The organism is Sphingobium sp. WCS2017Hpa-17, assembly GCF_031843765.1.
GTDB lineage: Bacteria > Pseudomonadota > Alphaproteobacteria > Sphingomonadales > Sphingomonadaceae > Sphingobium.
Genome location: NZ_JAVTIV010000004.1, coordinates 36,439 through 60,916, shown reverse-complemented (window position 1 = coordinate 60,916; position 24,478 = coordinate 36,439). Strand labels below are relative to the sequence as shown.

The window sequence follows — 24,478 nt, the reverse complement described above, 5'->3', positions numbered from 1 at the left end:
CATGACCGCCAACCGCGCCTTCACCGATCTTTTCATCCGCCGGCCGATCCTGTCGGTCGTCGTCAGCCTGCTGATCCTGCTGGTCGGGCTTGCGGCTCTGTTCAGCCTGCCGATCCGCCAATATCCCAAGATGGAAAGCGCCACGATCACGATCGACACGGCGCTGCCCGGCGCGACGCAGGATGTGATGCAGGGCTTCGTCACCACGCCGATCGCGCAGGCGATCGCGACGGCCAACGGCATCGAATATCTCACCTCCACCTCCAGCCAGGGCAAGAGCCATATCGCCGCCAAGCTGGTGCTGAACGCCAATGCCGACCGGTCGATGACCGAGATTCTGGCCAAGGTGCAACAGGTGAAATATCGCCTGCCGACCGGTGTGACCGATCCGGTCATTGCCAAGATCACCGATGGCGCATCGGCGATTCAATATGTGTCCTTTTCCAGCAAAACCCTCTCTCCGCCGCAGATTCAGGATTTCGCGACCCGCGTGGCCCAGCCGATGATCACCTCCGTCCCCGGCGTCGCGTCGGCGGAGATGACCGGCGGCGCGCCGCTCGCCATGCGAATCTGGGTCGATCCGGTGAAGCTGACAGCGCGCGGCCTGACCCCCGGCGACATTGCCAATGCGCTGCGCGCCAATAATGTGCAGGCGTCTCCCGGCCAGTTGAAGAGCGCCGATACCGCTATCAACATCACCGCCGCCACCGACCTGCGCGATGTCGCCGCCTTCCGCGACATGGTCATCAAGAATGGCGGGGGCAGCATCGTGCGCCTTGCCGACGTTGCGACCGTGGAAATGGGCGGGCAAAGCTATGATGCCGGCGCCCTGTCATCGGGTGTGCCGGGCATCTCCATCGCCATATCGCCCACGCCGGACGGCAATCCGCTGGAGATCGTCGCGGCCGTCCATGCCCTGCTGCCGGAAATGCAGCGCGTCGCTCCGCCGGGCGTGAAGGTGCATAACGACTTCGACGTCGCCCATTTCGTCAACGCCTCCATTGAGGAGGTCGAACATACGCTGGTCGAGGCGATCGTGATCGTCGTGATTGTCATCTTCCTGTTCCTCGGCTCCTTCCGCGCGGTCATCATCCCGATCGTCACCATCCCGCTGTCGCTGCTCGGCACGGCGGCACTGATGCTGGCCTTCGGCTTCTCGCTCAACCTGCTGACCCTGCTGGCCATGGTGCTCGCGATCGGGCTGGTGGTGGACGATGCCATCGTCGTCGTCGAAAATATCCACCGCCATATCGAGGATGGCCTGCGCCCGTTCGACGCCGCATTGCTGGGCGCGCGGGAAATCGTCGGCCCGGTCATTGCCATGACCATCACGCTGGCGGCTGTCTATGCGCCGATCGGCCTGATGGGCGGCCTGACCGGCGCGCTGTTCCGGGAATTTGCCTTCACGCTGGCCGGATCGGTGATCGTGTCGGGCGTGATCGCGCTGACCCTGTCACCGATGATGAGCGGCCTGCTGCTCAACAACAAGCTCGCCGAAGGCCGCCTCAGCCAATCCATCGAACGCACCATGCACCGTGTCACGCTGGGCTATGGCCGGCTGCTCGATCGCACGCTGGCGGCGCGCACGGCCGTGCTGGTCGTCGGCGTGGCGATGCTGGGCGCGATCGTGCTGCTCTTCACCGGCAGCCAGCGTGAACTCGCGCCGCAGGAGGATATGGGCTATGTCTTCGTCGCGACCAAGGCGCCGCAATATGCCAATATCGACTATATCTCGCGCTTCAACCGCCAAGTCGATGACATCTTCCGCACCTTCCCTGAATATCGCGGCAGTTGGTTCGATGCGGGCGGGGCCAATGGCACCAACAGTGGCTTTGGCGGCATCATCCTGTCCGAATGGGGTGAGCGAAAGCGCAATGCCGACGCCATTCAGGGCGAACTGACGGGCCGCACCGGCGCAGTGACCGGCATCTATGCCACCGCCTTTCAGGACAGCCCTCTGCCGGCCGGCAGCGGCGGCCTGCCGGTGCAGATGGTCATCCGCTCCTCCGACGATTTCCCGCAAATCTACAAGACGCTGGAGGCGGTGAAGGGCGCGGCCTGGGGCAGTGGCCTTTTCGCCTTCGTCGACAGCGACCTCGCCTTCGACAGTCCCGAAGCGCATATCAGCATCGACCGGGCGAAGGCCGGGCAACTGGGCGTCACCATGGCGGAAATCGCCGACACGCTGGCCGTGCTGGTCGGCGAAAATTACGTCAACCGCTTCAACTGGCATGACCGCAGCTATGACGTGATCGCGCAGGTACCCCGCGACAAGCGGGTCACGCCCGACAATCTGGGTCAATATTATGTCAAGGCCGGGTCGGGCGCGCTGATCCCGCTGTCCACCGTGGCCAAGGTGGAAATGCGGCCGCAACCCAACAAACTGCCGCAGTTCAACCAGATGAATTCGGCCACCCTGTCCGCCGTGCTGATGCCCGGCGTCACCATGGGGCAGGCGGTCGATTTCCTGAAGAGCCAGCCCATGCCGGCCGGCACCAGCATCGACTGGCTGTCCAACAGCCGCCAATATGTGACGGAGGGGGACAGGCTGACCCTGTCCTTCGCCTTCGCGCTGATCGTCATTTTCCTGGTGCTCGCGGCGCAGTTTGAAAGCTTCCGCGATCCGCTGGTCATATTGGTCACCGTGCCGCTGGCGGTGTGCGGGGCGCTGGTGCCGCTCTATCTCGGCTTCACCACGCTCAACATCTATACTCAGATCGGCCTCGTGACGCTGATCGGCCTCATTTCCAAGCACGGCATCCTGATGGTGTCCTTCGCCAATGAGATGCAGGCGAAGGAGGGGCTAAGCAGAATGGAAGCGATCCGCCATGCCGCCGCCGTCCGCATGCGGCCAGTGCTGATGACCACGGCTGCGATGGTGGCGGGTCTTGTGCCGCTGATCTTCGCGGCCGGCGCGGGGGCTGCCAGCCGCTTCGCCATCGGCATCGTCGTGGTGATGGGGATGCTGATCGGCACACTCTTCACCCTTTTCGTCCTGCCCACTTTCTACACGCTGCTGGCCGGCGACCATCGCAAGGCCAATGCCCGCGATGAAAGCGGCCTGTCTGCGGGAGAACCCGTCCATGCGTAAATCCCTGTTACCGCTGATCGCGGTGCTCCTGACCGGCGGATGCGCCACCGGCCCCGACTATCACCGCCCGGAAGCCAAAGCAGCCGCCAGCGGCGCCTTCGTGACGCAGGCCGGTGCCTTCGATCCGGCCGCCCCGCTGCCGGACCAATGGTGGAGGCTATACAATGACCCGGCGCTCGACGCACTGGTGACGCAGGCGCTGACGGCCAACACCGACCTGCGCGTCGCCGCTGCCAACCTCGCAAAGGCCCGTGCTGCCCTGCGCGAAGCAAAGACGGCGCGCCTGCCGGGCACCGACATCAATGGTGGGGTCAGTTATGGTGACGGCATGCAGGGCGCTGGTGGCGCCTTCACCCAGGACAATGCCCAATGGTCGCAAAATGGCAGTCTGGCGCTCAGTTGGGAGGTCGACCTGTTCGGCCGCGTCAGCCGGGCGGTGGAGGCCGCTCGCGCCGATGCTCAAGCCGTCGAGGCGGCGCGGGATGCCGTCCGCGTGACGGTCGCGGCGGAAACGACGCGCGCCTATCTCGACGCCTGCTCCTACGCCTATGCCCTGAGCGTGGCGCAGGACAGCTACCGCGCCAGCAGCGACAGCCTGAAACTGGTGAGCGCGCAGGAGAGGGCCGGATCGGTCGGCCAATTCGATGTCGAGCGTTCTGCCGCCGCTGCCGCTACCGCCCGCGCCGCCATCCCGTCACTGGAGGCGCAGCATCAGGCCGCCCTGTTTGAACTCGCCGCCCTGCTGGGCGGAACCCCTGCCGACATTCCCCTTGCTGCCCGGCAATGCAGCACGCCGCCCGCCCCCGCGGCAGCATTGCCGGTGGGCGACGGCGCATCCCTGTTGCGCCGTCGCCCCGACCTGCGGCAGGCGGAGCGGCAACTGGCGGCGGATACGGCGCGGATCGGCGTGGCGACGGCCGCCCTCTATCCGAAGATCAGTCTCGGCGGATCGGGCAATTTCTTCCGCAACGACAGCGTGCGCGGCAGCGACAGCCTCAGCTTTTCGGTCGGCCCGCTGCTCAGCTGGAGCTTCCCCAATATCAGCGTCGCGCGCGCCCGCATCCGTCAGGCGGAGGCGCAGGGGGACGCCTCACTGGCAGCCTTCGACGGTGCGGTCGTCACCGCGCTCAAGCAGGTGGAGCAGGCGCTCAGCAATGTCGCCCGTGAACAGGAGCGGTTGGCTGCTTTGAATGAAGCGCAGGCCCGGTCGCAACGCGCCTTCGACTTTGCCAATGCGCGCTACCGGGCGGGATCGGTCGGTCAGCTCGATGTGCTGGTCGCTCAGACGGCGTTGCTGGACGCGCGGGCGGCGCAGGCGTCCTCGCTCCAGCGCCTGTCATCGCTGCGGGTGGATTTGTTCAAGGCGCTCGGCGGCGGCTGGGCGGGGCAGGGCGATCCGCCAGCCTGATGGTCATATAGTCCGGTAAGAAGGGCAGTCCGGCAGGGCACGTACCCCTGCCGGACGGTCAGGTTTTCTTGCCGTAAGTTTCGACCAGCGTGACGAAAGAATAAAGGGCGATCTCCTCCAGCTTGGGCATCAACGGCTCGAACGGTTTCTCGAAGCCGGCAAAGGGCGTCATGCCCTCGATCGACGCGGAGATGAACAGGGCGATCGCCCTTCGATCTTCGGCGGACAGGTCCGGCCGCATCTCGCCGACGATCTCGCTCAATGGTGCCCGCGCACGGTCATACAGGTCCTGCACCCGGCCCAGCACAAAGGCATCATGATTGGACAGCGCCCATAGTTCGGGGAACAGGTGGGTCGTCTTCTTGCTGCGGATATCCTCCAGAATGAAGCGGCAGATATGTTGCAATCGCTCCGCCGGCGTTCCGGGCAAATGGATGATCTGGTCGAACTCCACCTCGTAGCTGCGGATCACCGCTTCCAGAAGTTCGCGAACCAGATCCTCCCGCGTGCGATAATGATAGGTCAGGTTGCCAAACTTGATGCCGCAGTCATTCGCGACTCGGCGCATGCTCATCGCCCGATAGCCTTCCTCGATCAGGATATGGAGCGCGGTGTGCAGGATCATCTCGCGTGTCTCATGCCCCTTGGAATAGCCGCCATCGCGGTCCGCCATGATCAGGACTGCGGGTTGAGCCTCTGCCTCATCCATCTGATTTTTCATCCTTTCCCGTTCCGGACGATGGATCATATGGGTTCGTAAAAAATATGTCGAGCGACAAATTTAGGTCACTTGACAGTTTTGTTGCTCCTTCGTCATATTTCCCTGCAAGCGGACGATAGCCGCAACAGGGAGAATGACATGCGCTCCATCATCGTGAGCTTGCTGCTTGGCGCGGCAATGCCTTTCCCGGCGTCCGCCGACACGCAGACATTTCCTGCCCCATTGCCGGAAGAGACGTTGCCCAGCGTCCAGAAATTGCCTGATAAATGGCCGAAGAGCTGGGTTTTGATCCATGACCTCAACTTCGCATCGATCCTCGACGGGAAACTGGCACTGGTGGACACCCATGCTGTCGACCGGCCGCTTAAGGGGCTGGTGCGCGCGGCCCAGTTCGCCAATGAACTGGTGGCTCCAGACCGTAGTGAGATTTACACAGCAGAAACATTCTACAGCCGCCTGACCCGTGGTGATCGCACCGACGCGATAACCATATGGGATATGAAGACGCTCCAGCCTAAGGGAGAGATCGTCCTGCCGGACGGCAAGCGGCAGCTATCCGTGACCTATCCCAATGTCTTCCAGTTCACCAATGGCGGCAAATGGGCGCTGGTCGCCAATTTCACCCCGGCCCAGTCGGTCACGGTGGTCGATCTGGAAGCGCGCAAGGTGCTGGGAGAGATCGACCTGCCCGGCTGCACTCAAATCTATCCCAGCGGCCAGCGCGGTTTCAGCAGCCTGTGCGCCGACGGGTCGGTCTTCAGCGTGACGCTGGATGAAAAGGGGCAGGCGGCTTCTTCCGGCAGCGTCGCCGGGGTGCAGGATATCGATCGGCAACCGCTGTTCGGCACGCCCGCCATGGTCGGCCGCACCGCCTGGTTCGTCAGCTACTATGGCATGGTCCAGGGCATCGACCTGTCCGGCCCGGTCGCCAAGCCGCTGTCCGGTGCTTTCAGTGTTGGCAAGGCGGATGGTGGCGCCCCGCAATGGCGCCCCGGCGGCTGGCAGGTCATCGCGTCCGACGCGAAAGGGCTGCTCTATGTACTGATGAGCCCCAACGGCAAGGAAGGCAGTCACAAGGATGGCGGCACCGAAGTCTGGGTCGTCGATCCGGTCAGGAAAGCGCGCCTCTCCCGCATCGCGCTCAAGGGGCAGGGGCTGGCCATTGCCGTCACGCGTGAGGATGCACCGCAGCTGATCGTGGCGCGGGCGGATGGCGTGGTCGACGTGCATGACGCCGCGACCGGCGCCTTCGTGCGGACGCTGGGCGCCACGGTCGCGGCCAACCCCATCGTCATTACGGTGCCCTGATGGCGGCGCTCCCTCTTTTCCTCGCCTTGCTGCTCGGCACATCCGCGCTGCACAAGGCACTTGATCGCCAGCGGCTCAGCGGCGCGGCAGCGCGGCTTGCCGGAACCCCCGCGTCGACAGGCCCGCTGCTGCTGATCGCCGCGGCTGTTGCGGAAGGCACGGCCGCCCTTTGCCTGCTGCTCGCTCCGTTGCGGCCGGCCGGCGCGCTTATCGCGCTGCTGCTCTGGGCGCTCTACGCCCTGCTGCTGCTGCGCCGTCGTGGTCAGTCGCTCGACTGCGGCTGCGATCTCGTCGCGCGGGACCGGCCGGTCGGCTGGGTCCAGATCGCCCGCCCGGCACTGCTCGCCGGTCTTGCCGCGCTGGCGGCCTTGTTGCCGCCGACGCCCTTCACCCTCGATGCGCCCTTCGCCGCCGCCGGCTTTCTGGCGCTCTGGTTCGGCGCAGCCGAAATCCTTGCCATCCCCCGGCCTGTTTGGAGGAACAACTGATGCTGACATCCCAGATATTGCTGTGGGCGGCGGTGATCGCCCAGGCCTTGCTCATCGCTGCACTCGCCCGGCAGGTCGGCATATTGCATGAACGGATCGCCCCCGCCGGCGCACTGACCCTGCATCAGGGTGTGAAGATCGGCGAGGTGGCGACGTCCATGGATCTCCTCACCATCGACGACGCCAAGCTGCGCGTCGGCGGTAAGCGGGACGGGCGCAGCCAGTTGCTCTTCTTCGCCTCGCCCGACTGTTCGGTCTGCAAGTCGTTGTTGCCGGTCCTACGCTCCGCCGCCCGCGCGGAGGCGGACTGGATCGACGTAGTGATCGCCGGTGACGGCACGAAGCCCGCCTATCGGGCCATGGCATCGGACCATGGGCTGGACGGCCTGCCGATCATCCTGTCCGAAGCCTTGGGCCGCGCCTTCGGCGTCGCAAAGCTGCCCTATGCCGTGCTGCTGGACGAAAGCGGCAGGATCGCCTCGCTCGGCCTCATCAACAGCCGCGAGCATCTGGAGAGCCTGTTCGAAGCGAAGGAACGCGGCGTCGCCTCGCTCCAGGACTATCTCGCCCGTCGGAAGGAGGCCTGAGCCATGGCCGGTTTCGATAAATTCACGGAACGAATGGCGCGCAGCGTGGCACGCGGCACCTCCCGCCGCTCCCTGCTGGCCTGGCTGGGGGCAGGCATGACAGGCACGGCCATGCTGCCTGCCTTGCCGGTGGCGCGCGCCGCCACCCATCCCGACGCCGCTCGCCCGGAAATGACATCCGGCACGGCGCAGGATCCCGGCAATCCGGCCAGCTGCGACTATTGGCGTTATTGCGCGATCGACGGCTTCCTGTGTTCCTGCTGCGGCGGCACGGTCAACAGTTGCCCGCCCGGCACGGAAATGTCGCCCATCACCTGGATCGGCACCTGCACCAACCCTGCGGACGGCCGTGCCTATATCATCAGCTATAATGACTGTTGCGGCGTGTCCTCCTGCGGCCAGTGCCTGTGCAACCGCAATGAAGGCGACCGGCCGCAGGTCCGGCCGCAATCGAACAACGACTATAACTGGTGTCTGGGCACGGAAAGCAGCATCTACAACTGCTCGGTCGCCGCGATCGTCGGCACCGCGCTGGACCAGCCGCAATGAAGGCGATCTTCGCTTTCATCTTGCTGGCGGGTGCCGGCATGGCGCAGGCCGCGCCCGATGGCGCGACCATCTATAATCGCTGCGCCGCCTGCCATACCCGCACCGGCGCCGGCGTGCCGGGCGCTTATCCACCGCTCGGCGCCGATTTCCGGGCGCTGGCGGCGAAACCGGGCGGCCGCCGCTATCTGGCGCTGGCCGTCATCAAAGGGCTGAACGGCCCGATCAGCGTGGAGGGGAAGCCCTATCGCGGCATGATGCCGGCACAGGGCGGGCTGGACGATATGGGCGTGGCGGCCGTGCTCAACCATGTCGGCGGCACGATCAGCAAGGTCGGGCCGGCCTTCAAGCCCTTCACCGATCAGGAGGTAGCCGGCTATCGGGCCGGGGCGAAAGCCCTGGGTTCCGCCGATGTCGCGAAACTCCATGAAGGGGTAGGCGGCAAATGAAACTGGTCCCGCTCGCTCTGGCCGGTCTTGTCGCATTGTTCGCGACGCTTGCAGCCCGGGCCAGCGAGCGGGCGATGCCGGGCGTGACCAACCCGCGTCAGGCGCATCAGGATTATATATTGAAATGCCAGGGCTGCCACCGGCCGGACGGCAGCGGCGACGATCGCTCCAATCCGCCGATGCGCGGTGTCGTCGCCCGTTTCCTGACCGTGCCGGGCGGCCGGGCCTTTATCGGCCGGGTGCCGGGCGTCGCGACCGTTGATCTGAACGACGAACGCCTCGCCGACCTGGTCAACTGGACACTGCACAGTTTCGACGCGGAGCATCTGCCACGCGATTTTCGGCCCTATTCGGCGGCGGAAATCGCGGCCCTGCGGCGCAATCCCATCCGTCTGGACCGTGTCGCCACAAGAGCGCGGTTGGTGGAGGGCTTTTCTTCACAAGAGGCAAGACAAGCACAAGATTGAAGGGGAAGAGACATGGGGAACATCTCCACGAAAATGCTGGCGCTGAGCGGTACGCTATTAACGGGACTGGCATGGATACATCCCGCGTCAGCGCAGGAGGCATCACAAGGCGACATCGTCGTCACTGCCGCCAAGCGATCCGAAAATGTGCAATCCGTTCCCATTTCCGTCTCCGCCATCGGCGGCGACGCGCTGGCCAAGTCCCGCGTCAGCAGCGTCGACAGTCTGGTGACGAAGGTCGCCAATCTCCAGCTCACCTCGATCGTAGGCGACAATACCCCGATCTTCGCGCTGCGCGGCGTGTCGATGTCCGACTATAGCCTCAACCAGTCCAGCCCGGTCGCGACCTATTATGACGAAGTCTATAAGGGCAATTTCGCCTTTCTGGGCGTCGCCATGTATGATCTGGAACGGGTCGAAGTGCTGCGCGGGCCGCAGGGCACACTATATGGCAAGAACACTACCGGTGGCGCGGTCAACATCATCAGCCGCGAAGCGAAGCTGGGCGAAACCAGCGGCTATCTGAACGCAGGCTATGGCAATTATAACCGCTATGAGGCGAACGGCGCGGTCAATGTCCCACTGGGCGAGAAGGCGGCGCTGCGCGTGGCGGGCACCTTCGCCCGCGCGGACGGCTGGTTCAAAAATGTCGAGCCCGGTATGCCGGACCTTGCCAGCACCCGCGAATATGCCTTTCGCGGTACGCTGAAGGCGGAGCCGGTCGAGGGCCTGACCTTCGTGCTGCGCGCCTCCACCAGTTTCCAGAACCCCCAAAATTACGGCATCTATGCCCAGCCGGAGGCGGACCATCGCGCCGGCCTGTCGCGCTGGGAAATCGCGTCCGACGTCGCTACCCGTCGTCGCGCCCGCACGACGTCGGTGGCGCTGACCACCAATATCGACCTGTCTGACGCGATCGCGCTGACCAGCATCACCTCCTATGACAAGGGCACGCTCTTCTTCCGCGAAGATACGGACGGCACGGCGACGAAGCTGCTGGAAATCCCCTATTATGACAAGGCGAACCAGTTCGCGCAGGATCTGCGCCTGACCAGCGACACGGGCGGCCCGTTCGATTTCATCCTGGGTGTCTATTTCAATCGGGAGAAGGTGTTCAACCGCACCGCTTTCGAGATCGCGACCGACGTGGATGTGAATGAGGACGGCACGATCGACGCGCAGGATTGCTCCGACGGCTTGCCGCTCGCCTGCAAGGTCCAGAACCAGTTCACGCAGGTGAAGAAGAGCGTCGCCATCTATTCCGACCTCAAATATAAGCTGGGCGAGGCAGTGACGTTGCGTGGCGGCCTGCGCTACACCCATGACACCGGCCGCCAGACCGGCTTCATTTCGCAGGCGCTGGGCGTGGACGACAGCGTCGTCGCGACCCTGATCCCGCTGTCCAACCTGCGCTTCAAGAAGAATAATTTTTCCGGCAAGATCGGCCTCGACTATAAGCTGGCCGACGGCAATCTCCTCTACGCCAGCGTCAGCCGCGGCTATCGCGCGCCCAGCTTCAATGCCCAGGCCTTCTTCGATCCGTCCGAACTGTCGGTGGCGAAGGCGGAGCAGGTCACATCCTATGAAGTCGGCGCCAAGACGCAATTTTGGGACCGCCGCGTCACGCTGAACGTCGCCGGCTTCTATTATGACTACAAGAACCAGCAGTTCATCAACGTTGATCCCGCCAGCGCCGCCCAGACGCTGCTCAACATTCCCAGGTCGCGCATCTATGGCGGGGAAGCGGAACTGACCGTCCGGGCCGCCGACATGCTGACCGTCCGCGCCGGCATGGGCGTGCTGTCGGCAAAGATAAGGCAGGGCACCGTCAGCGGCGTCGACGTGTCCGACAACCGCCTGTCCAACGCGCCCAGCCTGACGCTCAATGGCGGCGTCGACTGGACGGTGGCGCAGGGCAGCTTCGGCAGCCTCTCCTTCCACCCCGAAGTCGCCTATCAGTCGAGCCAATATTTCGAGGTGCTCAACATCCCCCGTCTGAAGCAGAAGGGCTATGCGCTGCTGAGCGGCCATATCGACTGGGAAAGCGCGGACGAACGGTTCACCGCCTCCCTCTGGGCGAAGAATCTGACGAAGCAATTCTACTTCACCTCGCGGGTCGATCTGCTCGCGGGTTTTGGCTTCGATTACAATCATATCGGCAATCCGCGCACCTATGGCGTGAGCGTCGGCGCAAAATTTTAAGGAGAGGATGATGGCTGACTATAAGCTGCTGATCGGCGGCGATCTGGTCGATGGCGACCTCCAGATGGAGGTCGTCAATCCCGCGACCGGCGCGCCCTTCGTCACCGTGGCGCGTGCCTCGCCCGAACAGGCGGATCAGGCGATCGCCGCCGCCAAGGCGGGCCAGCCCGGCTGGGCGGCCGTGCCTTATGCCGACCGGCAGGGCAAGCTGGTGGCATTGGCCGACGCCATCGCCGCCAATGCCCACGACCTTGCCCGGCTGCTGACGCTGGAGCAGGGCAAGCCGCTGCCCGAAGCGCAGGGGGAGGTCGCCTGGACCGAAGGCTTCCTGCGCCATTATGCCACGCTGGACCTGCCCGACCGGATCATTCAGGACGATGACGCCGGCTATATCGCGGTCAAGCACCGGCCGCTGGGCGTCGTCGTCGGCATCATCGCCTGGAACTTCCCGCTGCTGGTCGCCTGCTGGAAGATCGGACCGGCGGTGCTGGCGGGTAACGCTATCGTGCTGAAGCCCGCGCCCACCACGCCGGTCACGGCACTGGCGCTGGGCGCGCTCTGCCGCGACATCTTCCCGGCGGGCGTCGTCAACATCATCACCGACGCCAACGACCTTGGCCCGCAACTGACCGCCCATCCCGATGTTGCCAAGATCGGCTTCACCGGGTCCACCGCGACCGGCAAGCGCATTGCCGCCGGCAGCGCCGACGGGCTGAAGCGCGTGACGCTGGAACTGGGCGGCAACGACCCGGCGATCGTGCTGGAGGATGTCGACGTGCGCGAAACGGCGAAGGCGATTTTCGGCAACGCCTTCCTCAACGCCGGGCAGGTCTGCCTCGCGGTCAAGCGCGCCTATATCCATGCCGACATTTACGACGCCATGTGCGCCGAACTGGCGGAACTGGCGCAAGCTGCCATCGTCGGCGACGGGCTGGAACAGGGAACGCAGATCGGCCCGATCCAGAACGCCGCCCAATATGAGAAGGTGAAGGGCTTCCTCGACGCCGCACGGGCCGACGGTACGATTGTCGCGGGCGGGCAGGCGATGGAACGCGCCGGCTATTTCATCGCACCGACCATCGTGCGCGACGTCACCGATGGCATGAAGATCGTCGATGAAGAGCAATTCGGCCCGATCCTGCCCCTCATCAAATTCGACGATGTGGAGGATGTGATCGCGCGCGCCAATGCATCCGACTATGGGCTGGGCGGCTCGGTCTGGTCCGCCGATGTCGATCGCGCCGCCGCCATCGCCGCGCGGATCGAAAGCGGGCAGGTCTGGGTCAACCAGCATATCGCCATCGGCCCGCATATTCCCATGGCCGGCTTCAAGCAAAGCGGCCTTGGCGTCGAACAGGCGGAAGAAGGGCTTGCCGAATATAGCCAGTTGCAAGTCATCAACATCAAACGATGAGCGCATTGTCGATCGCACGGGGCGCCACCGACGTCCCGTTGCTGGAAACCACTATTGGTCAGGCGCTGCTGGACATCGTCACGGATCATGGCGACGGACTGGCGCTGGTGTCGCGACACCAGTCCATCCGCTGGACCTGGGCGCAGTTGCTGGCGCAGGTGGACTCCGTCGCCACCGGCCTGCTGCACCTTGGCGTCGGCAAGGGCGATCGGGTCGGTATCTGGGCGCCCAATTGCGCCGAATGGACGGTGGTCCAGTTCGCCACGGCGCGGATCGGCGCCATCCTCGTCAACATCAACCCGGCCTATCGCACCAGCGAGGTCGATTATGCCCTGAACAAGGTCGGATGCAGCCTGCTGGTCACGGCGCCGCGCTTCAAGAGCAGCGACTATGTCGCCATGCTGCGGGAAATCGGGCCGGACCGGCTGCCCGCGCTGCGCCATGTGGTCGTGCTGGGTAATGAACGGCATGACGGCTGCCTGAACTGGTCCGACCTGCTGGCGCAGGCCGATCCCGACCGCCTGACCGCGATCGAGGCGACACTCGACCGCAACGACGCGATCAACATCCAGTTCACCAGCGGCACCACCGGCCAGCCCAAGGGCGCGACGCTGACCCACCGCAATGTGCTCAACAATGGCTATTTCTCGGCCCGCACGATGCGCCTGACCGCCGCCGACCGGCTCTGCATCCCCGTGCCGCTCTATCATTGTTTCGGCATGGTGCTGGGCAATATGGCGGCGCTGACCAGCGGCGCGGCGATGGTCTATCCGGGGGAAGCTTATGATCCCCGGCTGGTGCTGGACACGGTGCAGGCGGAAGGCTGCACCATGCTGCACGGCGTGCCGACCATGTTCATCACCATCTTGAACCGGCCGGACCTCGACGCCTTTGCCATATCGACCCTGCGCACCGGCATCATGGCGGGGTCGCCCTGCCCGGAAACGGTGATGCGGCAGGTAATGGACCGGCTGAACCTGCGCCAGATTACCATCGGCTATGGCATGACCGAAACCAGCCCGCTCACTACCCAGACCGCGACCGACGATCCGCTGGAGGAGAGGGTGAGCACGGTCGGCCGCGTCCATCCCCATGCGGAAGCGAAGGTGGTCGGCCCCGATGGCGCGATCCTGCCCATCGGCCAGCAGGGCGAATATTGTTCGCGTGGCTATGCTGTGATGCTCGGCTACTGGAATGATCCAGACCGCACGGCTGACGCGATCGACGCCGATGGCTGGATGCACTCGGGCGATCTGGCGACGATGGACGCGCGCGGCTATGTCCGCATCACCGGCCGGATCAAGGACATGATCATCCGTGGCGGGGAGAATATCTATCCGCGTGAGATCGAGGAATATCTGCTCCGCCACCCCGCCATTGCCGACGCGCAGGTGTTCGGCGTCGCCGACGACAAGTTCGGTGAGGCTGTCTGCACCTGGATCATCCCCAAGGCGGACGCCATCCTGTCGGAACAGGATGTGCTGGACCATTGCCAAGGACAGATCGCCCATTTCAAAATCCCCCGCTATGTGCGTATCGTGGACCGGTTCGAAATGACGGTGACAGGAAAGGCGCAGAAGTTCGAAATGCGGGCGATCATGGAACGGGAACTGGGCATTGGGGTCTGAAGAGAGCGGCGCGCAGGCCTATTTCCTGCGGATGGACGACGGCCGTTTCATGCCCACGGCGCATGTCGGTGGTGCCTGGAATGTCGCGGAACAGCATGTCGCGCCAGCGATCGGCCTGCTGGTCCATGCGGTGGAGGCGGATCATGCCGCACGCCGTACCGACCGCTTGCAGCTCGCCCGCCTGTCCTATGACATATGGGGCGTCATCCCGATGGACGCGGTCGAGATCGAGGTCGCCGTGCTGCGCCCCGGCCGGACGATCGAACTGGTGGAGGCGCGCCTCAGCCATGGCAGCCGCATCGCCATCGTCCTGCGCGCCTGGCTAACCCAGGCCTATGACAGTAGGACCCTCGCGGCCGTCAACTTTCCTCCATTGCCACCGCCCGAAGCCCTGCCCGCCGGCGATCCATCCGCCTTGTGGGACGGCGGCTTCATCGCCAGCGTACAGGCGCGGCGGGAAGAAGAAGGGCAGGGGCGTGCCCGCTGCTGGGTTCGTTCGCCCTTCGCCTTGCTGGAGGGCGAAATAGTGTCGCCGACCGCACGGCTGATGGGACTGGCCGACATCGCCAACGGGCTTGCCCCGTTGGCCTCGCCAAAGGACGCGGCCTTCCCCAATCTTGATCTTACCGCCCATCTTTTTCGACAGCCAGCGGGCGACTGGCTGGGCTTCGATGTGTCCGTATCCGGCGGCACGACCGGCCTCGGCATCACCCACAGCATCCTGCACGATGGTGACGGCCCCTTCGCCACCGTCTCCCAGTCGCTGACGATGCGCCCCAGACCCTGACGCCGATTGCGGACGGCAGCGGGCGACCCGTTTGACGCCACCGTCCGCCGCCGCTACCGGCAGTGCCATGATCGTCCTCCTGTCCCCCGCCAAGACGCTTGATTTTGAAAGCGTGCTGCCGTCCTTCACTCCGACCACCCCGCATTTCGCGGAGGAAGCAGGCAGCCTCGCCCGATCGGCCGCGAACCTGACGCAGAAGAAGCTGGCGGAGTTGATGCACATCTCGCCCAAGCTGGCGAAACTCAATGCCGAGCGTTTCCGTGACTTTGCCGACCTGCCCGATCGGCCGGCGCTCTTCGCCTTCGCCGGCGATGTCTATACCGGCTTTGAAGCGCATACGCTGGATGATGCCGGCGTCGCCTTCGCGCAAGATCATGTCCGCATGCTCTCGGGCCTCTATGGCCTGCTGCGTCCGCTCGACGCCATCCGCCCCTATCGGCTGGAAATGGGCACGCGCTGGGCGCCACGCCAGAAGCGCCTGACCGACTGGTGGGGGGACCGGATCGCAGCTCTGCTGCGCGCGCAACTGGCGGAGGAAGGATCAGGCACGATCCTGAATCTTGCCAGCCAGGAATATTATGCAGCAGTCGAGGGCAAGCTGGCCGGCACCCGCATCATCGACGTCGATTTTCGCGAGCCGGGCCCGAACGGCCCGCGCTTCATCAGCTTCAATGCCAAGCGGGCGCGCGGCATGATGGCGCGCTGGATGTGCGAGCATCATGTCACGGATATTGATGCGATGCGCGGCTTCGACAGTGACGGCTATCGTTTCGATGCGGCGGAAAGCGACGATAATCGCTGGCGCTTTACCAGATCCTAAACCGTGCGCACGCGGCGCGGCTTGCTCGCGATGCGCAGGGCGATCCAGCCCAGCAGCATCGGCACGACGCACAGGCCGACCGCGATCAGCATCAGATGCTCGGCCTGCAAATCGAACTGCGCCAGCTTGCCACCGGCGAAATAGCCCGGCAGCAGCAGAGCCGGCGCCCACAGCAGGGCGGACAGGATATTGGCGGTCTGGAACAGGCGCGGGGGCATCTTCACCACGCCGGCGACGACCGGCACGGTGGAACGGACCGGCCCCAGGAACCGCCCGATGAGCACCGACAGGAAGCCATAGCGACGAAAGAACAGCCGGGCCCGCGCAAAGGCCAGTTGCTGGCCCTTCAACCAGCGATGGCGATAGATGGCTGGGCCGATCCGCCGACCCAGCGCATAGGAAACCCAATCGCCCAATATGGCGCCGACGATCGCGCAGGCGAATACAGGGGCAGGATCAAGCACCCCGGCGCCGATCAGTCCGCCGACCGCGATCATCGTGGCGATGGCGGGCACGAACAGGCCGATCAATACCAATGATTCGAAAAAGGCCAGCAGGCCGATGATCGGGCCGCTCCACCCGGCATAGCGGGACAAGGTGTCGAGGAGGAGGTCGGATGGGTCGGACATGCGCGATCGATCGATGAAGGGATGGTCAGCTTAGCCGGTTTGGATGAGCCTTTGGTTAACGAAAACCCATCCCCGACCCGCTACCCTATCCCTGGCGCGACCGGCAATGAACGCCTTCATCCCGGCCACGATAAGGATCGGATGTGATGCTGACCAGCCTTCATCGCGTCAGGTGCGAATTATCGGGGCCGGCGCTTCGACGATGCCGCCGGCCGGCACATCCTGACGCAGCCAGACATTGCCACCAACCCGCGCGCCCGCGCCGATCGTCACCCGGCCGATGATGCTGGCATTGGCATGGATGACGACATCGTCGCCGACGATCGGATGGCGCGGCACGTCATGCCGGCCGTCGACATCGGGATCGCCGCCCAGCGTGACGCCCTGATACAGTCGCACCCGGTCACCGATGATCGCCGTTTCGCCGATCACGACGCCGGTGCCATGGTCGATGAAGAAATGGCTGCCGATGGTCGCGCCGGGATGAATGTCGATGCCGGTGCGTTCATGCGCGATCTCGGCGATCACCCGTCCGACCAGCGGCGCGCCCAGCCGATAGAGAAGATGGGCGATGCGATGATGAATCACGGCGGTCAGCGACGGATAGGCCAGCAGCACCTCGTCCACGCTGCGCGCGGCGGGATCGGCGGCATAGCCGGCCTCGACATCGGTATCGAGCAGGCGGCGCAGATCAGGCAGGCGCGCGGCGAAGAGGCCGATCGCTCGCTCGACGTCCAGCGCGATCGCGGTCTGGTCGCTGCCCGGCGCATCATAGCCGCGCTCCAGCCTGATCTGCGCCGCCAGTTGCGACAGGGTCGATTCCAGCGAGGCCGCGACATAATTATTCTCATTCTGCGCGGTCAGTTCCGGCGGGCCGAAGCGCAGCGGAAACAGCGCGATCATCAACTCGTTGGCAATGCGCTTGAGCGACTGGCGCGACGGGAAATAGACGCCCTGTTCCGCATGGCGCGCATGGCCGGCACGCCAGTCCAGCCGCGCCTGATGCAGGCCCTCGACCACCAGGTCGATCTGCTGGGGAAACTGGATGCCCTCCTGGGACAGCAGCGGATCGGGAGAAAGGGTCATGCCATATCCTGAATGGTGATCGGCCAAAGTCAGCCGGAAATGTTGGCGACGGCCATATATCTACTCATTCAGTAGTGAAATTCAGCTTTCTTTTCCGCGCCGAAAGCTGGGGTTTCAAACAGGTTGTAAAGATGCAGAAAAACCTATCCCCCGCCCGGTCGTTGGGCAGGGGATGGGGCGTCCACTATTTTACAGCGCTGATCCGCCCAGCTTGTAGGTCAGCTGCATGAACATGCTGCGCCCGACGCTGTCGAACCAGCTGATGTCATAATAGGGATAGGCCGAATAGCTCGGATCTTTCACCGGCTTGCGGTCGAGCAGGTTGGTGACCGACAGCGACCCGCGCAGATGATCGGTGAAATCATATTGCACGGTCGTGTTGAACAGGTAACTGGCCTTGATATAGGCGTCCTCGTCATAATTGGGCAGCTTGCCCAGACGCCGCCCTTCCAGCGTCCATTTCAGCCCCTCGACCGCCCAGGTGATGCTGGCCGTGCTCTTGTCGCGCGGGATATAATAGCCGCTGGTCGCCGCCAGCTTGTTGATCGACGCGTCGCCTGGATATTGGCGGAACTTGTGGTCGAACACATGGGTATGTGCCACCGACAGGCTGAACTCACCGAAGCTGGTCGGCACGCTGCCATGCACCGCAATGTCGATGCCGCTGGTCTTTTCATGCGCGATGTTGATCGGGTTGATCGACACGGAGTCCAGATAGCCTTCATTCACGCCACTGGCGAAGCGATGGACGCGAGCCAGCGCGTCCTGACAGGTGGGCGAATTGATATCGACCGCTGCGCCGCCCATGGTCGTGCCGATCCGGCAGTCCGCCTCGTCGCGCAGCAGCGTGTCGATATCCAGATCCTGCACCTGATTGGACAGCGACACGCGGAAATAATCGACCGACACGTCGAAATGGCGTGATGGCGACCAGACGATGCCGGCGTTGAGCGACTTGGCCGTTTCCGGCTTCAATGCGCGATTGCCGTTCCTCTGGGCGACGATGCCTTCGCCGGCATAGCTGCAATCGCCCAGATCCTCGTCCGGTTCCTCGACGCGGCAGCTATAATAATCGGTGGCCGACGGATGGGTATTGCCCGGCCCGGTAAAGACATAATGGAGATCGGGCGCGCGGAAGCTGGTGCCATAAGCGGCGCGCAGCAGCAATGTGCTGGTCGGCCGCAATTCGGCGCCCGCATTATAGGTGAATTTGCCGATGCCATTGCCGGCAAAGCGGAAATGGTCGAAGCGCGCCGCGCCCGACAATTGCAGGAAGCTGGTCACCGGCACGCGCAATTCGCCGCCCAGCGCCCAATGGCTGCGCTTGCCCTTGCCCGCGCTGTCCTTCAGCCCATAATAATAGTCGGTCAGCGCCAGCGGATCGGGGTTAAGGTCATAACCCTGCTTGCCGATTTCCCCGACCGCAGCAAAGCCGACCGGCCCGGCCGGCAGGCTGAACAATTCGGTGCTGGTCAGCGTGGCGGACAGATTGTCGGTCCAGCTCTTGGGATTATAGACGCTATAGACCGCGATGCTGTCATATTCCGCCTTGGTCAGCGGCGTGTAGAGCCGGGCCGGATCGGCGTTGAAGATGGGATAGCCGCTACCCTCGTCCACGCCCTGCTGCTCGCCCAGGAACAGCGCATTGGCCTTCGCCGCGATGATCTGCGGGAATTTGACCTTCGCTTTATATTCGCTGTGATTGTAGGACAGTTCATAGGACCATTTGTCGGCGAAGCTGCCCTTGATCCCCGGCGTGATGCTGAAGGTCTGCTGCCGGTTGCGGGTCATGACATTGCTAAAGCCGCCCGATTCCTCCGGCGTGAACTGGCGATACCAATCGTCCAGCTGTCCGTCGAAACTATTGTAGAAGGTCGTGTCGCTGCTGCCTGACGCGTTCTGATAGCCCCAGTTCAGCACGTCGGACATCAGCGCCACCTTGCTGATGCCGAACTGCGCGTCCACGAACAGCTGCGCCGCGTCGGACAGCTCATAGCCGGCGGACGCGAAACTGTTGAGCCCCTCGCGCCGGGAAATGACCGTGCCGTATCCGATCGACGTATTGCTGCCGCAAAAATAGCCGGGACCATAATCTTCCAGCGCATCGTCGTAGGCGCCATAGCGCGGGCGCGAGGCATAATAGGTCGATCCGCCATTCAGGTAAGACAGCGCACCACAGGTCGCCGCGCCCGGATCGACATACTCGTCCGCATCGGGATTGTAGCGCAGGAAGGTGCGACGGGCGAGCGGCACGGCAGTATCGGGATTGTCCGCCGTACTATCCTGAATCTTGCGCTGATAGGCCCAGAGCGGCTTTTGCAGCAGATATTCCGCGCCCGCGACGATATGGAAGCGATCGTTCGACCAGCCGGTCGTCGCAGTGATGCGGTGCGACGCGCCGCCGCCATGTTCGGTACGGCCATGGCGATAGTCGATCGTCGTACCGTCGACCTTGTCCTTCAGCTTGAAGTTGATGACGCCCGCGATTGCGTCCGACCCGTAAATGGCCGACGCGCTGCCGCTCAGCACTTCCACCTGCTCGATCAGGCCCAGCGGAATGTTGGATACGTCGGTGAAGTTGCTGCGGCCGTTGAAGGGCAGGGGGAAGTCGGCGATGCGGCGGCCATTGACCAGCACCAGCGTATGATTGGGGCCAAGCCCGCGCAGGTCGACCTGCTGCGCGCCCGGCGTGAAGCTGGCGCCGCTGAAGCTTTGCTGGCTTTGCGTCTCGCCGCCATTCTGCGTCACGGCGCGCAATATGTCGGGCACGCTGGTATAGCCATTGGCGCGGATCGTGTCGGCGGTGATGGTCGTGACCGGCGCAGGCCCTTCCTGCGCGGCGCGGGGAATGCGCGATCCGGTGACGATGATCTCGCTCTCGCCACTTGGCTCAGCGGCTGTCTGCGCCATCGCCCCGCCGACCAGCGCCGGCAGGCTGCATCCCAGCCCCAGCGCCAGACGTATCGTTCCCGACAACCGCATATAACCCCCTGTTCGCGGCCCTAAATGCCGCATGTCCCCATATTTCTGCATATTACAACAGAAATGGCTTTCCGTTTCAATCAGACTGATCGCTATCAGGAACATATTGTTTTGCGCTGTGGACAATATGTGACATGAAAATGCGCATATCGAGTGAAGGAGATTGATATGCGGCGCAGGCTGAAGGCCTTGATCGCGTTCGCCGCCTTGGCGACCACCATGATGACAGCGCAGGCGAAGGAAGCCGCCTATCGTCATTATAGCCTTGGCAAGCTGACCACGCCCACGCCCGATCCGGTGTCGGGCGGACTGCTGCTGATGGGCGGGGGCGATCGCAATCACGACGCCATGCAATGGTTCTTCGCCAAGGCGGGCCATGGCCATATCGTCATCCTGCGCGCCTCGCAGGAAGGGCAGATCGGCGAGGAGTTCATGCGCGAAATTGGCGGCATCCAGTCCGCCGAAACCTTCGTCTTCACCAACCGCGCCGCCGCCACCGATCCCAAGATCCTCGCCAGCCTTAAACGCGCCGACGGCATCTTCATCGCCGGCGGCGATCAGGCCCGCTATGTCCGCTTCTGGAAGGGCACGCCGGTCGCCGAATTGCTCGACGCCCATGTCGCGGCGGGCAAGCCGATCGCCGGGACCAGCGCCGGTCTCGCCATGCTGGGCGAGAAGCTCTACGGCGCGATGGACGATGGCAGCATCACCAGCCCGGAAGCGCTGGCCGCCCCCTTCGGTCCCGCCAACACGATCGAGGGCGATTTCCTGCATCTCGCGCTGCTCAAGGGCATCGTCACCGACACCCATTTCAAGGAACGCGATCGCCTCGGCCGCCTCTTCGCCTTCGTGGCGAAGGCGCAGGCCGGTCGCCCGGCCGACCAGCCCGCCATGCTGGGCCTTGGCGTCGATGAAAGTGCCGCGCTGGCGGTCGAGCCGGACGGTAGCAGCCACATCTACGCCACCGATCCGGAGGGCAGCGCCTGGCTGGTCGACGGCAGCAGCCTGCGCGGCCTTGATCCCAAGGGGCCGCTCAATGTCGCCCGCATCAAGGTGACGGGCATCGGCGCCAACTCGGTTCTGCATCTGCCGCAGGGCACAGTCGACCGGCCCCTGTTCGAACGCATCTACAGCGCGCAGGGCGGCAAGGTGGCACAACCGCCCCGCTGGTCGCTCGCCATCCACGGCGGCGCGGGCGTCATCCAGCGCAGCAGCTTCACGCCCGAAAAGGAAAAGGCCTATCGCGCTGGCCTGGACTCTGCACTCCGCGCCGGTGGCGCCGTCCTCGACAAGGGCGGGACCTCGCTCGACGCGGTCGAAGCGGCCGTGCGCGTGCTGGAGGATAATCCGCTCTTCAACGCAGGACGCGGCGCGGTCTTCACGGCGGAGGGGCGCAACGAACTGGACGCCGCGATCATGGACGGCGCCACGCTCAAGGCCGGCGCGGTCGCCGGCGTCACCCGTACCCGCCACCCGGTCGATCTGGCCCGCGCCGTGATGGACAAGAGCCGCCATGTCATGCTGGCCGGGCCGGGCGCCGACCGCTTTTCGGTCGAACAGGGCCTGGAGCAGGTCGACCCCGCTTATTTCAGGACGGAGGAGCGCTGGCAGCAACTGCTCGCCTGGCGCAGGAAGCAGGCGGCGGCGGTCGATCGCACCCATTTGTTCGGCACCGTCGGCGCGGTGGCGCTGGACCAGCAGGGCAATCTGGCGGCGGCGACATCGACCGGCGGCATGACCGGCAAGCGCTGGGGCCGGGTCGGCGATTCCCCGATCATCGGCGCCGGCACCTATGCGAAAAATGGCCAGTGCGCCGTCTCCGCCACCGGATCGGGCGAATATTTCATCCGCGAAAGCGCCGCGCGCCAATTGTGCGACCGGGTCGCCTGGCATGGCCAGACGATCGCCGATGCGGCGCAATCGACCATAGACGCGGTCGGCGCGATCGGTGGCGATGGCGGCCTGATCGCCATGGGCGTCGATGGCGTCCCCGCCTTCGCCATCAACGACCTTGGCATGTATCGTGGTCGCCTGTCGGCAGATACCGAACCACAAACCGCGATGTTTGCGGATGAAGCCATGGCCCCGTGATGCCCCATGGCGGCCAGCGCCTTGACGAAGTGGACGAGCGGCTGCTGACGCTGCTGCGGCAGGATTCGCGCCAGCCGATCGCCCAGCTTGCCAAGGAACTGGGCGTTTCGCGCGGCCATCTCTACTCGCGCATCGCCCGGCTGGAGGAGGAAGGCATCGTCGCGGGCTACACCATCCGCCTCGGCACCGAGTTTTCCGCCAGCCGCATGCGCGCCCATATGATGATCAAGACGCTGCCCCGCCATCGCCGCGACGTGGAAAGCGCCCTTGTCGGCATCGGCCATGTTCAGGCCGTCCATGCCATCAGCGGCGAATATGACATCATCGCCGTGCTGGAGGCGGAAGGCGGCGCCGAACTCAACGACATCATCGACGATATCGGCCAGTTGGACGGCATCGAAAAGACGACGACTTTGGTGCTGCTGGCGACGAAGCTGGAGCGTTAGCATCGCTGTAACGACCACCCCCGCTTATTTTCAATAGATGCCCGGCTCGCAATCATAGGACAGGCGCGCCTGCGTCGGGAATATCCGCTGCATCGAAAACAACAGCGGGATATTGCGATGAAGCCTCTTGCTCTCGGACTCTGCGTCGGACTGATGCTGGCCGCCACCCAGTCGGCGCATGCGGCGGAGGATGTGGCCGCCATCCATGCCGCCGCACTGCCCTTCGATGCTCATGTCGATCTCAAGGACGGGTTCGACCCGGCAAAGGCCGATGCCCATGGGCAGGGCCAGTTCGACCTGTCGCTGGCTTACGCCGGGGGATTGCGCGGCGCCGCGCTCGCCATTTTTGCACCACAGGATGCCGATACGGCAGAGGCATTTGCCCAGGCGAAACAAGTAGCCGATCGCAAATATGCCGCGATCGCCGGCATCGCCAAAGCCTTCCCGGCGCGGGCGGAAATCGCCCTGACGCCCGCCGACTATCGGCGCATCACGGCAGCGGGCAAGTTCGCGATCGTGGAGGGCATCGTCAATGGCGGCGCCTTCGTCGCTGGCCCAGCCGATGTCGATGTTTGGGCAGCGCGCGGCGTGCGCATCTTCGGCTTCGTCCATGCCGGGCATAATAAGCTGGCCGACAGTTCACGCCCGGCGCTGGTCCGGGGGGAGGGGCCTTCACGAAGCGGCGGCCTGTCCGACACAGGCAAGACAGTGCTGGCACGATTGAACGCGACGGGAATATTGGTCGATGTCTCGCAACTCAGCGACGCGGCCTTTGCCGATGTACTGGCGCTCAGCACCGCGCCGGTGATCGCCAGCCATTCGGATCTGCGCGCGCTGGTGGACAATGGCCGCAACCTGACCGACGCGCAACTGGACGCGCTGAAAGCAAAGGGCGGCGTGGTCGCGATCAATGCCTTCAGCGCCTATTTGCGCCCGCGCGATCCGGCCTTCGCTGAAAAGATCGTTGCCCTGCAACGCGAATATGGCCTGACCGGCGACGCCAAGCCGGTGCTGCCGGCAGACAAGGCGAAGGACTATGACCGCCGCTATCATGAACTGCGCGCCACCGAACCGCTGGCCAGCGTCAAGGATCTGGTCGATGCGGTGGATCATGCGGTCCGGCGGATCGGCATCGACCATGTCGCCCTGTCGAGCGACTTCAACCATGGCGGCGGCATCGACGGCTGGCAGGATGAAGGGCAGGCGCGCGCCGTGACCGAAGAACTGGTGCGCCATGGCTATGACGCCACCGCCATCGCAAAATTGTGGAGCGGCAATGTCCTGCGCGTCTGGGGCGAGGCGCAGGCCCGCGCGAACCGGAGCTGACG

20 protein-coding genes are annotated in these 24,478 nt (G+C 64.4%); 16 read left to right on the top strand and 4 right to left on the bottom strand.

Features of this window, described 5'->3' with window-relative positions:
- Position 1 precedes the first annotated feature (1 nt).
- Positions 2-3,091 carry an efflux RND transporter permease subunit gene (locus RQH62_RS08960; protein ID WP_311268423.1) on the top strand — a complete coding sequence of 1,030 codons (3,090 nt, stop codon included), beginning with the start codon at positions 2-4 and terminating at the stop codon, positions 3,089-3,091.
- Positions 3,084-4,499, top strand: a complete 1,416-nt coding sequence (locus RQH62_RS08955; protein ID WP_311268422.1) for an efflux transporter outer membrane subunit — start codon at positions 3,084-3,086, stop codon at positions 4,497-4,499. Before RQH62_RS08960 ends, RQH62_RS08955 begins: the two co-directional genes overlap by 8 nt.
- A gap of 58 nt (positions 4,500-4,557) precedes the next feature.
- On the opposite strand, the gene RQH62_RS08950 is transcribed toward RQH62_RS08955, so the two are convergent.
- Positions 4,558-5,172, bottom strand: a complete 615-nt coding sequence (locus RQH62_RS08950) for a TetR/AcrR family transcriptional regulator (protein WP_311268421.1) — start codon at positions 5,170-5,172, stop codon at positions 4,558-4,560.
- A gap of 186 nt (positions 5,173-5,358) precedes the next feature.
- Between RQH62_RS08950 and RQH62_RS08945 the strand changes: the two genes are divergently transcribed.
- The 11 genes from RQH62_RS08945 to yaaA all read left to right on the top strand — a co-directional run bounded on the left by RQH62_RS08945 (position 5,359) and on the right by yaaA (position 15,916).
- Complete coding sequence (locus RQH62_RS08945) at positions 5,359-6,528, top strand: amine dehydrogenase large subunit (RefSeq protein WP_311268420.1); 1,170 nt, start codon at positions 5,359-5,361, stop codon at positions 6,526-6,528.
- Positions 6,528-7,016: a MauE/DoxX family redox-associated membrane protein gene (locus tag RQH62_RS08940; RefSeq protein WP_311268419.1), complete on the top strand. Its 489-nt coding sequence runs from the start codon at positions 6,528-6,530 to the stop codon at positions 7,014-7,016. The genes RQH62_RS08945 and RQH62_RS08940 overlap by 1 nt, the downstream gene beginning before the upstream one ends.
- Positions 7,016-7,603: a methylamine dehydrogenase gene (locus tag RQH62_RS08935; RefSeq protein ID WP_311268418.1), complete on the top strand. Its 588-nt coding sequence runs from the start codon at positions 7,016-7,018 to the stop codon at positions 7,601-7,603. Before RQH62_RS08940 ends, RQH62_RS08935 begins: the two co-directional genes overlap by 1 nt.
- 3 nt (positions 7,604-7,606) lie before the next feature.
- Complete coding sequence (locus RQH62_RS08930) at positions 7,607-8,152, top strand: methylamine dehydrogenase light chain (protein ID WP_311268417.1); 546 nt, start codon at positions 7,607-7,609, stop codon at positions 8,150-8,152.
- Positions 8,149-8,598, top strand: coding sequence for a cytochrome c (locus RQH62_RS08925; protein WP_311268416.1), 450 nt, complete (start codon positions 8,149-8,151; stop codon positions 8,596-8,598). The genes RQH62_RS08930 and RQH62_RS08925 overlap by 4 nt, the downstream gene beginning before the upstream one ends.
- Entirely contained in the window at positions 8,595-9,065 is a 471-nt protein-coding gene (locus tag RQH62_RS08920) for a cytochrome C (RefSeq protein ID WP_311268415.1), read from the top strand. Before RQH62_RS08925 ends, RQH62_RS08920 begins: the two co-directional genes overlap by 4 nt.
- Positions 9,066-9,077: 12 nt before the next feature.
- Entirely contained in the window at positions 9,078-11,267 is a 2,190-nt protein-coding gene (locus RQH62_RS08915; protein WP_311268414.1) for a TonB-dependent receptor domain-containing protein, read from the top strand.
- 10 nt (positions 11,268-11,277) lie between these two features.
- Positions 11,278-12,681, top strand: coding sequence for an aldehyde dehydrogenase family protein (locus RQH62_RS08910; protein ID WP_311268413.1), 1,404 nt, complete (start codon positions 11,278-11,280; stop codon positions 12,679-12,681).
- Complete coding sequence (locus RQH62_RS08905; protein WP_311268412.1) at positions 12,678-14,309, top strand: AMP-binding protein; 1,632 nt, start codon at positions 12,678-12,680, stop codon at positions 14,307-14,309. Before RQH62_RS08910 ends, RQH62_RS08905 begins: the two co-directional genes overlap by 4 nt.
- Positions 14,299-15,096, top strand: coding sequence for a thioesterase family protein (locus RQH62_RS08900; protein ID WP_311268411.1), 798 nt, complete (start codon positions 14,299-14,301; stop codon positions 15,094-15,096). The genes RQH62_RS08905 and RQH62_RS08900 overlap by 11 nt, the downstream gene beginning before the upstream one ends.
- 67 nt (positions 15,097-15,163) lie before the next feature.
- Positions 15,164-15,916, top strand: coding sequence for a peroxide stress protein YaaA (gene yaaA, locus RQH62_RS08895; protein ID WP_311268410.1), 753 nt, complete (start codon positions 15,164-15,166; stop codon positions 15,914-15,916).
- On the opposite strand, the gene RQH62_RS08890 is transcribed toward yaaA, so the two are convergent.
- From RQH62_RS08890 to RQH62_RS08880, 3 genes are all read right to left on the bottom strand, one after another.
- Positions 15,913-16,545: a DedA family protein gene (locus RQH62_RS08890; protein ID WP_311268409.1), complete on the bottom strand. Its 633-nt coding sequence runs from the start codon at positions 16,543-16,545 to the stop codon at positions 15,913-15,915. The genes yaaA and RQH62_RS08890 overlap by 4 nt on opposite strands.
- Positions 16,546-16,713: 168 nt before the next feature.
- The gene (gene epsC / locus RQH62_RS08885; protein WP_311268408.1) at positions 16,714-17,631 is read right to left on the bottom strand and encodes a serine O-acetyltransferase EpsC; all 918 of its coding nucleotides are present in this window, start codon (positions 17,629-17,631) and stop codon (positions 16,714-16,716) included.
- Between the two features lie 189 nt (positions 17,632-17,820).
- The gene (locus tag RQH62_RS08880; RefSeq protein WP_311268407.1) at positions 17,821-20,613 is read right to left on the bottom strand and encodes a TonB-dependent receptor domain-containing protein; all 2,793 of its coding nucleotides are present in this window, start codon (positions 20,611-20,613) and stop codon (positions 17,821-17,823) included.
- A 168-nt stretch (positions 20,614-20,781) separates the two neighbouring features.
- Here RQH62_RS08880 and RQH62_RS08875 point away from each other — a divergent pair, with 168 nt between their 5' ends.
- The 3 genes from RQH62_RS08875 (at position 20,782) to RQH62_RS08865 (ending at position 24,476) form a co-directional block, all read left to right on the top strand.
- Entirely contained in the window at positions 20,782-22,704 is a 1,923-nt protein-coding gene (locus RQH62_RS08875) for an isoaspartyl peptidase/L-asparaginase (protein ID WP_311268406.1), read from the top strand.
- A complete protein-coding gene (locus RQH62_RS08870) occupies positions 22,704-23,150 on the top strand; it encodes an Lrp/AsnC family transcriptional regulator (protein WP_311268589.1) in 447 nt (148 codons plus the stop codon). The genes RQH62_RS08875 and RQH62_RS08870 overlap by 1 nt, the downstream gene beginning before the upstream one ends.
- A 117-nt stretch (positions 23,151-23,267) precedes the next feature.
- A complete protein-coding gene (locus RQH62_RS08865) occupies positions 23,268-24,476 on the top strand; it encodes a membrane dipeptidase (protein WP_311268405.1) in 1,209 nt (402 codons plus the stop codon).
- Positions 24,477-24,478 lie beyond the last annotated feature (2 nt).

Coding starts and splice junctions, on each gene's coding strand:
- RQH62_RS08960 (WP_311268423.1), top strand. CDS start 2: ATGACCGCCAACCGCGCCTTCACCGATCTTTTCATCCGCCGGCCGATC.
- RQH62_RS08955 (WP_311268422.1), top strand. CDS start 3,084: ATGCGTAAATCCCTGTTACCGCTGATCGCGGTGCTCCTGACCGGCGGA.
- RQH62_RS08950 (WP_311268421.1), bottom strand. CDS start 5,172: ATGGCGGACCGCGATGGCGGCTATTCCAAGGGGCATGAGACACGCGAG.
- RQH62_RS08945 (WP_311268420.1), top strand. CDS start 5,359: ATGCGCTCCATCATCGTGAGCTTGCTGCTTGGCGCGGCAATGCCTTTC.
- RQH62_RS08940 (WP_311268419.1), top strand. CDS start 6,528: ATGGCGGCGCTCCCTCTTTTCCTCGCCTTGCTGCTCGGCACATCCGCG.
- RQH62_RS08935 (WP_311268418.1), top strand. CDS start 7,016: ATGCTGACATCCCAGATATTGCTGTGGGCGGCGGTGATCGCCCAGGCC.
- RQH62_RS08930 (WP_311268417.1), top strand. CDS start 7,607: ATGGCCGGTTTCGATAAATTCACGGAACGAATGGCGCGCAGCGTGGCA.
- RQH62_RS08925 (WP_311268416.1), top strand. CDS start 8,149: ATGAAGGCGATCTTCGCTTTCATCTTGCTGGCGGGTGCCGGCATGGCG.
- RQH62_RS08920 (WP_311268415.1), top strand. CDS start 8,595: ATGAAACTGGTCCCGCTCGCTCTGGCCGGTCTTGTCGCATTGTTCGCG.
- RQH62_RS08915 (WP_311268414.1), top strand. CDS start 9,078: ATGGGGAACATCTCCACGAAAATGCTGGCGCTGAGCGGTACGCTATTA.
- RQH62_RS08910 (WP_311268413.1), top strand. CDS start 11,278: ATGGCTGACTATAAGCTGCTGATCGGCGGCGATCTGGTCGATGGCGAC.
- RQH62_RS08905 (WP_311268412.1), top strand. CDS start 12,678: ATGAGCGCATTGTCGATCGCACGGGGCGCCACCGACGTCCCGTTGCTG.
- yaaA (WP_311268410.1), top strand. CDS start 15,164: ATGATCGTCCTCCTGTCCCCCGCCAAGACGCTTGATTTTGAAAGCGTG.
- RQH62_RS08890 (WP_311268409.1), bottom strand. CDS start 16,545: ATGTCCGACCCATCCGACCTCCTCCTCGACACCTTGTCCCGCTATGCC.
- epsC (WP_311268408.1), bottom strand. CDS start 17,631: ATGACCCTTTCTCCCGATCCGCTGCTGTCCCAGGAGGGCATCCAGTTT.
- RQH62_RS08880 (WP_311268407.1), bottom strand. CDS start 20,613: ATGCGGTTGTCGGGAACGATACGTCTGGCGCTGGGGCTGGGATGCAGC.
- RQH62_RS08875 (WP_311268406.1), top strand. CDS start 20,782: ATGCGGCGCAGGCTGAAGGCCTTGATCGCGTTCGCCGCCTTGGCGACC.
- RQH62_RS08870 (WP_311268589.1), top strand. CDS start 22,704: ATGCCCCATGGCGGCCAGCGCCTTGACGAAGTGGACGAGCGGCTGCTG.
- RQH62_RS08865 (WP_311268405.1), top strand. CDS start 23,268: ATGAAGCCTCTTGCTCTCGGACTCTGCGTCGGACTGATGCTGGCCGCC.